Source organism: Shewanella zhangzhouensis, assembly GCF_019457615.1.
Taxonomy (GTDB): Bacteria; Pseudomonadota; Gammaproteobacteria; order Enterobacterales; family Shewanellaceae; genus Shewanella; species Shewanella zhangzhouensis.
In genome coordinates this window covers 2,543,210-2,555,870 of the sequence record NZ_CP080414.1, presented here as the reverse complement: position 1 = coordinate 2,555,870, position 12,661 = coordinate 2,543,210, and the positions used below count along the sequence as shown (strand labels likewise).

11 protein-coding genes are annotated in these 12,661 nt (G+C 51.2%); 8 read left to right on the top strand and 3 right to left on the bottom strand.

Annotation, left to right across the window (positions count from 1 at the left end; all coding sequences use genetic code 11):
* The first annotated feature begins 31 nt into the window (after positions 1–31).
* Positions 32–961, top strand: a complete 930-nt coding sequence (locus K0H63_RS11040; RefSeq protein ID WP_220064730.1) for an adenosylmethionine decarboxylase — start codon at positions 32–34, stop codon at positions 959–961.
* 281 nt (positions 962–1,242) lie between these two features.
* Positions 1,243–1,881 carry a pyridoxamine 5'-phosphate oxidase gene (gene pdxH / locus K0H63_RS11035; protein ID WP_220064729.1) on the top strand — a complete coding sequence of 213 codons (639 nt, stop codon included), beginning with the start codon at positions 1,243–1,245 and terminating at the stop codon, positions 1,879–1,881.
* Here the strand turns inward: pdxH and K0H63_RS11030 are convergent, their stop codons facing one another.
* Positions 1,882–2,094 (bottom strand): cold-shock protein, encoded by a 213-nt coding sequence (locus K0H63_RS11030; RefSeq protein WP_220064728.1) that lies wholly within the window; start codon positions 2,092–2,094, stop codon positions 1,882–1,884.
* A gap of 183 nt (positions 2,095–2,277) precedes the next feature.
* Here K0H63_RS11030 and K0H63_RS11025 point away from each other — a divergent pair, with 183 nt between their 5' ends.
* The 4 genes from K0H63_RS11025 to K0H63_RS11010 all read left to right on the top strand — a co-directional run bounded on the left by K0H63_RS11025 (position 2,278) and on the right by K0H63_RS11010 (position 4,675).
* Positions 2,278–2,853, top strand: coding sequence for a YceI family protein (locus tag K0H63_RS11025; RefSeq protein WP_220064727.1), 576 nt, complete (start codon positions 2,278–2,280; stop codon positions 2,851–2,853).
* A 93-nt stretch (positions 2,854–2,946) separates the two neighbouring features.
* Positions 2,947–3,297 carry a DUF3802 family protein gene (locus K0H63_RS11020; RefSeq protein ID WP_220064726.1) on the top strand — a complete coding sequence of 117 codons (351 nt, stop codon included), beginning with the start codon at positions 2,947–2,949 and terminating at the stop codon, positions 3,295–3,297.
* Between the two features lie 35 nt (positions 3,298–3,332).
* A complete protein-coding gene (locus K0H63_RS11015) occupies positions 3,333–3,701 on the top strand; it encodes a SpoIIAA family protein (protein WP_220064725.1) in 369 nt (122 codons plus the stop codon).
* 104 nt (positions 3,702–3,805) lie between these two features.
* A complete protein-coding gene (locus K0H63_RS11010; protein WP_220064724.1) occupies positions 3,806–4,675 on the top strand; it encodes a putative ATP-dependent zinc protease in 870 nt (289 codons plus the stop codon).
* Here the strand turns inward: K0H63_RS11010 and K0H63_RS11005 are convergent.
* Positions 4,672–7,221, bottom strand: coding sequence for a PAS domain-containing protein (locus tag K0H63_RS11005; RefSeq protein WP_220064723.1), 2,550 nt, complete (start codon positions 7,219–7,221; stop codon positions 4,672–4,674). The genes K0H63_RS11010 and K0H63_RS11005 overlap by 4 nt on opposite strands.
* A 118-nt stretch (positions 7,222–7,339) precedes the next feature.
* Positions 7,340–8,854 (bottom strand): methyl-accepting chemotaxis protein, encoded by a 1,515-nt coding sequence (locus K0H63_RS11000; RefSeq protein ID WP_220064722.1) that lies wholly within the window; start codon positions 8,852–8,854, stop codon positions 7,340–7,342.
* Positions 8,855–9,273: 419 nt separating this feature from the next.
* Between K0H63_RS11000 and pheS the strand changes: the two genes are divergently transcribed.
* Complete coding sequence (gene pheS, locus K0H63_RS10995; RefSeq protein ID WP_220064721.1) at positions 9,274–10,257, top strand: phenylalanine--tRNA ligase subunit alpha; 984 nt, start codon at positions 9,274–9,276, stop codon at positions 10,255–10,257.
* A gap of 15 nt (positions 10,258–10,272) precedes the next feature.
* The gene (gene pheT / locus K0H63_RS10990) at positions 10,273–12,660 is read left to right on the top strand and encodes a phenylalanine--tRNA ligase subunit beta (protein ID WP_220064720.1); all 2,388 of its coding nucleotides are present in this window, start codon (positions 10,273–10,275) and stop codon (positions 12,658–12,660) included.
* Position 12,661 lies beyond the last annotated feature (1 nt).

The following is a 12,661-nucleotide window of genomic DNA, read 5'->3' as shown; positions in this document are numbered from 1 at the left end:
GTAAGCCCTCCCGGCCCTCAGGTAGAGAAAAATGTTTTTTGAAGGTTCAGAAAAAAAAATAGAAGTCATAGTCACCCCCGAATTCGGCTCACTCAGAGCACTGGGGCGTGAGTTCTGGAAAGAGATGGTGGCCTGCGCCAATGCGGAAATCCTCTCCAGTATCCACAATGAACACTGCGATGCCTACTTGCTCAGCGAATCGAGTTTGTTTGTTTGGGACGACAGATTCCTGATGTTGACCTGCGGCACCACAACCCTCGCTAAAGCCGTAGTCCGTTTTATCAATCAAGTAGGTGCCGACAAGATTGCTTTTGCCAGCTACCAGCGCAAAAACGAGTATCTGTCTCACTTGCAAAGCAGTGCCTTTACTGACGATTTAACCGCCATCCGCGCGTTGTTGCCGGGGGAAGCGTTCAGAATCGGGCATCTGGATTCCCACCATCACTATATTTTCACCAGTAACAAACCGTACGACGCGACCGCCGATGACCACACCAGTGAGCTTTTGATGTACCACATCCGTGGTGAGGCTGCCGATTACTTGCGCAGTGAACATCAGAGTGCAGCTGAAATCCGCCGTCTGCTGCAATTGGATGCCATGTTGCCCGGGTTTGTTTTTGACGACTTTTTGTTTGAACCTTTTGGGTATTCTATCAATGGCATCCGTGGCGATCGCTACATGACCATTCATATTACGCCGCAGGAAAACAGCTCCTACGTGAGTTTTGAAACCAACTTGCCTCTGGCAGGGGAGTATCGTCAGATTTTCTCTCGCCTGCTTGGTATTTTAAATCCGGGCAGTTGGGATGAGATTGGTTTTAACGCCCAGCGTCACACCGAAAACTACCCCGCGCACCTGTGCCTGGGAAGCTGTGCCTTATCCATGTCCCAGGGGTATAAGGTGGAGTTCAGCCACTATCAGCAGTTGTGTCATGAAGTGTTGATCCCCGAGCCCATGTAATCTTCGCCCAGTGTGATTGTTAGACCCGCTGCGCCAATGAGGTGTCTGGCAATGCTCAAAGAGTGCTGTGTGAACTACTCCGGGGAACAGCGGGCATCGAAGCCAAACGCAGTCACCCTTGTGCACCTGAAGCCCAGGTTTCACTAATACGAGAGTCTGCTTTGACTCTTTCCCGGGGATATTGGCGAATAAAATCAAAAGCCGACTTCACAGTCGGCTTTTTTGTTGCGCGTCAAGCGGCTAGAATGCCTCAAACGATACAGTGCCCATAAGGAATCACCATGACAGATCTCAGCGACATTCGCCGTGAATACACCAAAGGAGGCCTGAGGCGCAGTGAATTGCCCGAAGACCCCATGGCATTGTTTGAGCGCTGGATGGAGCAGGCCAAGGCCGCAGAGCTTACCGACCCAACGGCCATGTGCGTGGCGACAGTCGACGAGCACGGTCAACCCTATCAACGGATAGTGCTTCTCAAACGCTTCGACGAGCAGGGTTTTGTATTTTTCACCAATCTGGGTAGCCGCAAGGCGGCTCAATTGAAGCAAAACGCCCATATCAGTTTGCTCTTTCCCTGGCACCCTTTGGAGCGTCAGGTGGCTGTGACCGGCATTGCCGAACCGCTTTCAACGGCGGAGGTACTCAAGTACTTCGTTACCCGACCGAAAGACAGCCAGATTGCTGCCTGGGTATCTGCTCAGTCATCCAAACTCAGTGCCAGGCAGGTGCTGGAAGCCAAGTTTATGGAAATGAAGCAAAAGTTTTCCGCCGGCGAAGTGCCATTGCCGTCCTTCTGGGGTGGATATCTGGTGCGTCCCGCCAGTATTGAATTCTGGCAGGGCGGGGAGCACAGGTTGCACGACCGCTTTATTTATGAAAAAACGGCCGCGGGTTGGGATATTGAGCGGCTGGCGCCCTGATCACAGTGGCGTGACGTTTTCTGCCAGGAAGCCCTTTTGGCCTTCAACCAGGTTAAAGCTGACCTTTTGACCTTCTTTCAGCGTGCGTCTTCCCTGAGTGTTGATAGCGCGATAATGAACAAACACATCTGTATCATTATCGCGACTCAGGAAGCCAAAGCCTTTCTCATCGTTAAACCATTTTACGGTACCAGTGTGTTGTGGGGCTGACATGTAAACCTCGTAAGGGATTGATAACCTATTTGAACTTTAACAAGCAGATATTTCAGCCAATTGACAGCCCTGACGGGAATTTGCAGCTAGAGTTATAGTGGCCGTTTGGTTTATTGTTTGTGGTGTCACTAATTTAGCAATTCAGGAAAGGCCTGAACGACATAAAACACAAGGAGACAAGTGATGTTTATCCGTACTTTGTTGGGCGCAGCCCTGCTGGTATCTGCCTCGGGTGCCATGGCCGATTGGCAATTGAATGCAGCCAATTCCAACGTCAGCTTTATCTCGGTCAAGAAGGGCGATGTTGCTGAAGTTCACAAATTCAAAAGCCTGGAAGGCAAACTGACTGAACAAGGCGATTTCAGCCTCAATATTCCCCTGGCGTCTGTCGATACAGGTATTGAAATTCGCGATGAGCGCATGAAAAGCATGTTATTTGAAGTGGAGCAATTTCCCTCATTAACACTTTCTGCCAAGATAGAGCCGTCACTGGTAAACGCATTGAAACCCGGAGACATCACAAAAGCAGAAATTCCTGCAACTGTGGAATTGCATGGTAAAACAGACAAGCTCAACGTCGAAGTGACGGTGGCAAGAGTCTCTGATAACACCCTGATGGTTAGCAGCAGTACCATGTTAATCGTTAATGCAGCCAATTTTGGTTTAACCGCCGGGATTGAAAAGCTGCGTGAAGTGGCGGGGTTATCGGCCATCAGCAGTGCCGTACCGGTTTCATTCGTGCTAACACTTGAGAAATAACAGGAATTGCATGCTTTAAGGAAGAAGAAAGCAACTTGTTCCATAATAAAAATGCGGGCTTGGACCCGACATTAATGCAATACGGGATTTGACATGGTCACTGATAAAGAAGGTTACGTGCATCTCATTCAGTACTTGACTGAAAACTTGGGGCTTTTCGAAGCACCTGAGGGACAGGGTTTAGCTGATGAGACAGTGATGGAGCTCTTTGAAGAGCAGTTGTCCGCGCAGATCATCATGGTCTGCGGTCAAAATCCCGAATTAAGTTTTGCCCAACGTAACATGGTCATTCGGGAAATCGACGCCATCGTTTACGATCTCGAAGAAATCCTGGCCCATGTCGGAAACAAAAAAGCCACGCCGGAACAAACGCACTTTATTGCTGATTTTTCTGGGCTTATCAAAAATTTATTCGACCAGGAAATTGTCAAGCTGACCGCCTGACGCACCGTCGTGGTTCACACTCTGATGGGGTGAACATGATAAGAATCAAACCAGGATTTGAACACGATACCATTGCTGTAGAAGCATCAGGGATGATTGAGGCCGATGACTACAGCCGTGTATTGATCCCCGCCCTCGAGCAAGCGCTCAAAGATCATGCGTCGGTGCGCATCTGGTACGAAATTGCCGATGGATGCCGGGGGGCCAGTCTGCTGTCTCTATGGCAGGACGTACTGCTTGGCCTCTTCCATCTCGATGACTTCAGGCGTATCGCCATTCTCACCAATCGTCCCGCTTTTCGCCGCATGGGTGAGCTTATAGGCTTATTCATGCCATGCCCTGTGTGCGTGTTTCCCCTGGATGAGGTGCAATCCGCCAAAATCTGGTTGTCTCAACGTTGCTGAAATCAGTGCTTTTTATTGGCAAGCACCAGCGCTTCCGTTATGGTGGTTCAGGTTAAGTGTTATCCACGCTTTCTTGTAATTAATTGTTTTTCAGGATGTTATTTATGTTTAGAGCTTGGATCGCTATTTCGTTACTCCTGTTATCTTATGTGGCTTGTGGCAAATCGATTGTAGGGCAGAGTGTCGATATCCATCAGCCCGCCTCTGGGCTTAACTTTATTGCCCGGGTCGATACAGGTGCCTCTATAAGCTCAATCCACGCGGTCGATATCCAAGTGCTTGGCGGCGCAGCCGACTCGATGAAGGACAATATCGGCAAACGGGTGAAATTTACCACCCAAGGCTTGGGGGGCGTGACTAAAACCATTGAAGCCAAGATAGTGAAAGTCACCACTGTGTCCAACTCTCAGGGAACCGAGAGTCGTTATACGGTTGAGCTTGAGCTGCAATATGAAAAGGATGTTCGTAACATCCGGGTGAACCTCAGAGATAGGGGCCACATGGATTACAAGCTGCTGTTGGGCCGCAACTGGCTTGAAGGCCATTACCTGGTCGATGTGGCCGAAAAAAATGTTATCGGTGAGCGTGCCCCCATTCATCTGGTGGAAGGTGATATCACCTTCGATACCCGTATCGACACAGGTGCTGTAGAGAACAGCCTCCATGCCATCGATATTCAAATAGAAAATGAAGACCCCAGCGATATGGAAGCCAATGTTGGCAAGCCCATCAGCTTTACCACGGTTAATGAAAAAGGTGAAACCCGGCGCATCCATAGCCGAATTACTGAAACGTCACTTATCCGAAATGCTCAGGGAAGTGAAGTTCGCTATATGGTGGAGCTGACTCTGGGGGAACCCGGTAAAGAGTTCAAGGTAAAGGTAAACTTAAGAGACCGAAGCGAGATGACCCATAAGCTGCTCATTGGCCGTAACTGGCTGCAGGGGCACTACATCGTTGATGTCAGCCGCTAGTCTGCAAAGGGCAGTCTGCAATCCACTATGGTGGCCACGGTCAGCGAATGACAGAGCGTCAGTGAGCCGCCAAATTGGCGTTCAAGCCAGGCACAGAGGGCACTTAGTTCAGGCGCGATAATGTCAGAGCTCGCGCCCTGGCGATCAAACCTGATGAGGCAATCATTTCCGGCCCCGTCGACACAGACCCTGACAATATTGCCCTGAGGTGCGTTATCAATCTGAGTGCACAGGAGTTTTAATAAGCTGAATATCAGCAGCGTTAACTGCCAGGTCTCAAGCTGGACACTAAAATTACGTTCGCCCTCCAACTGAATTTGGATGTCACGTCCGGTGATTTCTGATTGAAACAGCAGCGTTAACTGCTGCAACACATCCATGGGAACGGCGCGTTGGCTTGCCTTGTGTCTGCCGGTTAATAGTTCCAGTACCCTGAGCCGCTCTGCGTGTTCGCTCAGCGCATCCTTCAGCTTTTCCATGGACGTGGCGCCCGGGTTGCAGGCCTTGGCCAGAAGGATTTCCTGCTCACGGGCAATCAAACTCACCAAATCTCTGAGCCAGTTTTTAAATAAGCGTCTCTCCGTAACCCAAGCCTCGTCTTTTGCTCTGGTCACTTCCATGCTTTGTGTCTTTTGCGACAGTTCGAATTCTGCCTGTTGCAGATTCTGCTGCAGCTTGCCACTTTCACTGACGCAAAGACTAAGGCTGCGCTCCAGTGTCGTTATCCTCTCCAGCAATTCGTTTTCAATGCGCTTGCGATTTTGAATATCAAAGGCGATGGCACCTGTTCCCCTGAGATTGTCGTCGTCATCCCGAATGGCGAACTTGGTCATTTGAAAACGCATCTCTCCCAAACGTGTTGGCAGTGTCTCTTCGAATTGCAGCGGGGCATCCTGAGTCATCACGCGCTGGTCGCTCTCGCCGTAGGCCTGGGCAAGATCCGACGAAAAGAGTTGTCTGTCGGTGGCTCCCAGGATCCTGTGTCGGTCAAGACCTATGGTTTCACAAAACTTATCGTTCACCATCAGGTAGCGGCCAGCCGTATCCTTGATAAAGATGAGGTTGGGGGATGATTTGAGCAAGGCGGTCAGTTGCTCCTTGTGGGCGAGTAAATCCTGTTGTGCCTCTTGCTGAACCTCCAACTGTTGCTCCAGCGCCAAATTTGAGGCATCGAGACTTGCCATGGCGATTTCGAGCTGACGGGTTCGGGCCACAAGGGCGCTGGCCAACACCCCAATTTCATCCTCACGCTGGCTCGCTTGCAGCTCCAGATGGGCTGCATCTTCTGCTTTCAACGCAGACACCATGCGGGCGATGGGTTTGATGTAAAGTTTGTGTTGTACAAAAATCATCAGCAGCAGTGCCAGCACCTGCGCCAGCAGCAGATACAGCCCAGCGCGCTCAACCAAAAGCAGGGCTTCATTTTTGAAAGAGCTTTTCGGGGTTACAGTGACCACCTTCCAAAATGTGCCCGGCATCCGATATACAGACACCAGCGACGGCGCGGCAATCAGCGGATCTGCGTCGATAGCCAGGGTTCCTAATAATGCAGGTGATTCCGTCATGGCAATGGCGCTGGTGTTAATCATGGCCTGGTACATCAGTTTGCCCTGGGGGAAATTACTGGGGGTCATGGTCAGAAACTGTTCCTGAGTGATGACCTGGTGTGCCTGCGCGTCCTTGATAAACAGCGTGTCTGCGTCCACAACCAGAGAGAGCAACGCCGACAGTTGAGGATAGCGTTGGGTGAGTGAGGCTAAATCGGGCAAGCTTGCGTGTTCAGGTAAACTTTGCTCTGCGCCGGGCAGGGGGGCCGACAACACCTGATTAAATTGGTCCAAAAGGATCACATAGCCCCCGAGTTCTTTACGGGACTCGGTTAGATAACTTGAGAGGCTGGAAAGGCTTACATCTATCGTCGCGACGCCCTGGAATTCATGCTCTTGCCAGATGGGCACCGATGCCGTGACCATGGACTCCTGAGTATGGGGGTCTATGTAGGAAGGGGACCAGAATACCCTGCCGGCGGGAAACAGCCGCATGGGCTTATACCAGAGTTCATCAAAGTAATGACCGCTGCTTTGGTTGTAACCGTCGTTTTTACGCAGCTGCCCAAGCAAGTCTCTGACCCAGAAAAGGCTTCTGATCTCATCTTCCTGACCGAGAGGATGTCCCTTTTCCGGCCAAATTCCACCGCTTGCGACCACGTCTTTATGGTTAGGCAAAGAGAGCAGACTGGGTATAGTGTTTTCAATGGTGGCGATATCGTTTCTTTGGGTGCCTGCGACATCCGCAATGGCAACCACCAGGGTGTCAAGCTGGGCCGTCAAGTCCCGCAACCTGGCTTGGATTAATTGACCCTGAGAGAGATTGAGGTTCATTTCCTGTGTCAGCCGCTCTTCTTTTTGGCTGCCAAGGAGGATCCAGAGGGTGGCCATAAGAAGCAGGGTGGCTATCAGGCTTTGTAGTAGTCCCACCCGAAAGGGCAAGCTATTACGCCACCTCGGGTGCAATGTATGTGATACATAGGCCTTGGAACGGTTCATGACAGGCCGGATCCTTTGGGCTGAAAATGACATTCTCAGCAGCCAGTCTAACGGATAATTTGTTGTTTGCCATTAGCTTAAAGCTAAAAGGCACCCGGGAGGGTGCCTTTTGCGTGGGTCAGAGTTTTAATCCGACCAAAAGCTTATCGAGCTTTTCGGCGGTGGCGTGGAGTTCATCACAACCCGATACCGATTGGTTCGCCGACTGTTCCACATCGTGGGACTGGTTACGGATTTCCATCAGGTTACCGGCAATTTCATTGGCAACGGCGGATTGCTCTTCGGCGGAGGTGGCAATGAGCACGCTCATTTCAAACACCTTGGCACTGTGATGGGCGATGCTGTCGAGATCCTCACCGGTTTTTATCACATGCTTTTTACCTTCTTCCGCTTGCTCAACGGTACGTGCCATCACCTGAGTGAGGTTACGGGAGCCGGATTGCAGCGCCTCAATCATGGACTTGATTTCCACCGTTGCCGCCTGAGTACGGCCCGCAAGGGTACGCACTTCATCGGCCACCACGGCAAAGCCACGTCCCTGCTCTCCGGCGCGGGCCGCTTCGATGGCGGCGTTAAGCGCCAGCAGGTTGGTTTGCTCGGAAATGGCATTGATGGTGGTTACCACTTCATCGATACGACTGGCATTTTCATTGAGTACGGTTACCGCTTCGGACGCCCTGGCAATTTCATTGGAGAGCTGACCTATGGCGCTCACCGTAGTCGCAATATCTTTGGAGCCGGCCGCCACTTGCTGGTTGGCCTCCTGAGTCTCCTGGGATGAGTGCTCGGCATTGCTGGCGACTTCCCGCACTGCAGCGGTCATTTGCTCCATGGCTGTAGCAAGGGAGTCGAGATGGGCACGTTGACTGGCAGCAAGGGCCTGACCGTCCCGTGCATTGGTACGAAACGACTCCACCACAGTACGGATTTGGTGGATGGCGTCGTTGATGTTTTTCACCAGGTTATGCTGACGTTCAACCAGAGAGTCGATGCTGATGGCCAGAATACTGAACTCATCTTTTACCTGGAAGAAGTTGAGCCTGCCGGTAAGGTCGCCATCGGCGGCACGTTTAAGCGCCATTACCGTGGTATACAGAGCGCCACCAACAAAGGTGGAGATGTAGTAGCTGAAGATAAAGATAATAAAGAGCACCAGCGCGATGGCGCCAATGACAAACCAGGTATCGTTACCGGATTCCAGCGACACCGCCTTGGCATCAAGCGTATTTACCGCCACCAATTGCTTGTCGCTGATGGCACTGACCGTTTGATAACGGCCGTTGGCGTTCGCCTGATCGCTTCCGCCGCCACTGCGGGCCAATTGCTGGGCTTTGTTGCCCAGATTACTGACGGGCACTACCTGAGTGCTCCCGGAAAGACTTTGTAAAAAAGTACTTTGCTGGTCAGCCGGAATATAATTAAGCGCCTGCGACACCAGCTGATTGACGTCATTGGTGTGGTTTCGGCTCTGTGCCAGATGGGTTTCGAGTAAGGTGTCGTTAAATTTGATGTTCAGCACCAGTGCCAGCGACAGCACCATCAGCACCGGGACAATAGCCAAAATGGCAAACTTGGTTTTGAGTGTCATGTGGATGAGATATTGATCTACCCAGCGAAACTTCACTTCTTTCATGAATTACCTCGGAGCGGGGCTGCGTGTGACCCTATGTTTATCGGTTCTTGATGACCGAACTTTATTATTGCAGCCGAAATATGCTTGTGAATGAATACTTTTTAATCAGCGCCTTGGCTGTGTTCTGTATTCTCAGCATAGAGCACAGCGACAATTTTACATCTCGTCAACATAGCCCGCCAGTCACCCTGTAGGGAAAATACGAACCCTGTATGAAAATTCCTGGAAACCGCTGGAAAATGCAGCGGAATTTCCCGGGATTTTTCAACATTTGGGCAGATTTATCCCTAGTCAAATAAAGATGCCTGCCGTAAAATTTCACTCTTTTGTTTATTTTGACAAATTTACGCGGCAAGCACGTCGACATGTCGTGAACAGCCTGCCCAAAAAGGTCAGGCACGAGAGCAGTGGAAGAGAAGATGCAGCAATTAACAGAGATTGTGGAACAGGCTCTGGCCGCCATCGAACAGGCGACAGATCTGAAGGTTCTGGACGATATCCGGGTAGACTATCTGGGTAAAAAAGGCCGGATCACCGATTTAATGAAACTGATGGGCACCCTGAGCGCAGAAGAAAAGCCCAAGTTCGGTCAGGCAGTAAACGATGCCAAGCAGAGCGTTCAGGCTAAACTCGGTGAGCAGATGGAGCTGTTTAAAGCCCGCGAACTGGAAGCCAAACTGGCCGCAGAGCAAATCGACGTGACTCTGCCAGGGCGTACTCTGGACAATGGTGGTCTGCACCCAGTGACCCGCACCATTGAACGCATTGAATCTTTCTTTGGCGAGCTTGGTTTCACGGTTAAGCAAGGTCCAGAAATCGAAGATGACTTCCACAACTTCGATGCGCTGAACATTTCTGAGCATCACCCGGCCCGTGCCGACCACGATACCTTTTATTTCAATCCCAAGGTGATGTTGCGTACCCAAACGTCGGGTGTGCAAATTCGCACCATGGAAACGGAAAAACCACCGCTTCGGATTATCTCTCCAGGCCGTGTGTACCGTAACGACTACGACATGACCCATACCCCGATGTTCCATCAGGTGGAAGGTCTCCTGGTGGACGAAAACGTAAACTTTGCAGAGCTTAAAGGCATTCTGCACGACTTCCTGCGTAACTTTTTTGAAGAAGACCTGCAGGTACGTTTCCGTCCATCTTATTTCCCATTTACCGAACCTTCGGCCGAAGTGGACGTAATGGGCAAAAATGGTAAGTGGCTCGAAGTACTCGGCTGCGGCATGGTACACCCCAACGTACTGCGCAGCGTGGGCATCGACCCTGAGAAGTATTCCGGTTTTGCTTTTGGTATGGGTGTTGAGCGTTTGACCATGCTGCGCTACGGCGTAAACGATCTGCGCGCATTCTTCGAAAACGACCTGCGTTTCCTCAAGCAATTCAAATAACGGAGCAAATTAGTAATGAAATTCAGTGAATCCTGGCTTCGTGAATGGGTTAATCCAGCCATCAGCCGTGAAGACTTAAGTCATCAAATCACCATGGCTGGCCTGGAAGTGGACGGCGTTGACGCGGTTGCGGCCGACTTCAGCGGCGTATTTGTGGGCGAAGTTGTGGAATGTGGCCAACATCCCGATGCCGACAAACTGCGTGTGACTAAAGTAAACGTGGGTGGCGATACCCTGCTGGATATCGTTTGCGGCGCGCCAAACTGCCGTTTGGGCCTGAAAGTGGCCGTTGCCACTGTAGGCGCCGTATTGCCCGGCGACTTCAAAATCAAAAAAGCCAAGCTCCGCGGTCAGCCGTCTGAAGGCATGCTGTGTTCCTACAGCGAGCTGGGTATCGATATCGAAAGCGATGGCATTATCGAATTGCCGCTGGATGCGCCCATTGGTACTGACATCCGTGAATATCTCGACCTGAACGATGCAGTTATCGACGTAGACCTGACCTCCAACCGTGCCGACTGTCTCGGTATGGCCGGTCTTGCCCGCGAAGTGGGTGTACTTAACCGTGCCGAAGTGACAGAGCCAAGCTGGGCCCCTGTTACCGCCAGTATTGCCGACACCATCGATATTCAGCTTTCAGCCCCTGCTGCCTGCCCAAGGTATCTGGGCCGTATCGTGCGTAATGTGAACGTAAAAGCGCCGACACCTGAGTGGATGAAAGAAAAGCTGCGCCGCAGTGGCATCCGTTCAATCGACCCTATCGTGGATATCACCAACTATGTGCTGATTGAATTCGGTCAGCCGATGCACGCTTTTGACCTGGCCAAAATCGACGGCAAGATTGAAGTCCGTCTGGGCAATGGTGAAGAAAAGCTGACATTGCTGGATGGCAGCGAAATCACAGTGCCAAGCGATACTCTGGTTATTGCAGACAACACTAAGCCTCTGGCGCTTGCCGGTGTGTTTGGTGGCGAGTTCTCCGGTGTGGGTGAAACCACTCAGGACATACTGCTCGAATGTGCCTTCTTTGCTCCTTTGGCCATCATGGGTAAAGCCCGCAAGCTTGGTCTGCACACAGACTCATCACACCGCTTTGAGCGTGGCGTTGACCCAGAGCTGCAGCACAAGGTGATGGACCGTGCCACCCGTTTGGTGCTGGATATCTGTGGTGGTGAAGCCGGCATTGTGGTGGAAGCCAAATCCGATGAACATCTGCCAAAAGCCAAAGAGATCCTGCTGCGTCGCAGCAAGCTCGACAAAATCCTTGGCCACCATGTACCAGACAGTGATGTAGTTGAAATCCTGACACGTTTGGGTTTTGCCGTAACAGCAGGTGAGGGGGAGTGGCAGGTAACCACGGCGACCTATCGTTTCGATATGGCCATCGAAGAAGACCTGATTGAAGAAGTTGCCCGTATTTACGGTTATAACAACATCCCCAACAAGGCGCCCATGGCACATCTCAGGATGTCTACCCATCAGGAAGCCGATATCAGCCTGAAGAAGGTGCGTAGCCTCTTGGTTGCCCGCGGATTCCAGGAAGCCGTAACTTACAGCTTCGTCGATCCCAAATTGCAGCAATTGGTGCATCCAGGCGAGCAGGCGATGATCCTGCCTAACCCGATTTCCAGTGAAATGTCGGCCATGCGCCTGTCTATGTTCACCGGTTTGCTCAACGCTGTCGGCTACAACCAGGCTCGTCAGCAGGGCCGTGTGCGCCTGTTTGAGACAGGATTGCGCTTTGTGCCTGATGCCAATGCAGAATCCGGCGTAAGGCAGCAACCTATGCTGGGTGCCGTGATTGCAGGCCTCCAGAACGAAGAACATTGGTCAATGGAGAGCAAAACCGTTGATTTCTTCGATCTTAAGGGCGATTTGGAGGCAATTATTGGCTTGACAGTTTCGGGATCCGAATTTAGTTTTAGAAGAGCGACACATTCGGCGCTTCACCCAGGCCAATGTGCTGAAATTCTAAGGAATGATCGCGTGATTGGCTATATAGGTGCCGTTCATCCAAGCCTTGAGAAGCCATTTGGGCTCAATGGTAAAACCATCGTATTTGAGCTGGAACTGGATGCATTGCTACATGCGAAATTGCCCGAAGCTCAGGTAATTTCCAAGTTCCCCGCTAACCGCCGGGATATCGCATTGGTCGTGGATGAAAGCGTTGCTGCGGCTGATGTGATAAAAGTGATAAGAAAAGTTGGCGAAAATCAGTTGGTTGGCGTAAACTTGTTCGATGTATACCAGGGTAAAGGTGTTGAGCCCGGTAAAAAGAGCCTGGCAATTGCACTGACGTTACAAGACAACACTCGCACACTTGAAGAAAAAGAGATCGCAGAAGCAGTAGACACTGTGGTTTCAGCACTCAAGTACGAGTTCAACGCATCGTTGAGGGATTAAA

Bases quoted from the DNA above. Each gene is read 5' to 3' on its own strand.
- K0H63_RS11040 (WP_220064730.1), top strand. From the start codon at position 32: ATGTTTTTTGAAGGTTCAGAAAAAAAAATAGAAGTCATAGTCACCCCC.
- pdxH (WP_220064729.1), top strand. From the start codon at position 1,243: ATGACAGATCTCAGCGACATTCGCCGTGAATACACCAAAGGAGGCCTG.
- K0H63_RS11030 (WP_220064728.1), bottom strand. From the start codon at position 2,094: ATGTCAGCCCCACAACACACTGGTACCGTAAAATGGTTTAACGATGAG.
- K0H63_RS11025 (WP_220064727.1), top strand. From the start codon at position 2,278: ATGTTTATCCGTACTTTGTTGGGCGCAGCCCTGCTGGTATCTGCCTCG.
- K0H63_RS11020 (WP_220064726.1), top strand. From the start codon at position 2,947: ATGGTCACTGATAAAGAAGGTTACGTGCATCTCATTCAGTACTTGACT.
- K0H63_RS11015 (WP_220064725.1), top strand. From the start codon at position 3,333: ATGATAAGAATCAAACCAGGATTTGAACACGATACCATTGCTGTAGAA.
- K0H63_RS11010 (WP_220064724.1), top strand. From the start codon at position 3,806: ATGTTTAGAGCTTGGATCGCTATTTCGTTACTCCTGTTATCTTATGTG.
- K0H63_RS11005 (WP_220064723.1), bottom strand. From the start codon at position 7,221: ATGAACCGTTCCAAGGCCTATGTATCACATACATTGCACCCGAGGTGG.
- K0H63_RS11000 (WP_220064722.1), bottom strand. From the start codon at position 8,854: ATGAAAGAAGTGAAGTTTCGCTGGGTAGATCAATATCTCATCCACATG.
- pheS (WP_220064721.1), top strand. From the start codon at position 9,274: ATGCAGCAATTAACAGAGATTGTGGAACAGGCTCTGGCCGCCATCGAA.
- pheT (WP_220064720.1), top strand. From the start codon at position 10,273: ATGAAATTCAGTGAATCCTGGCTTCGTGAATGGGTTAATCCAGCCATC.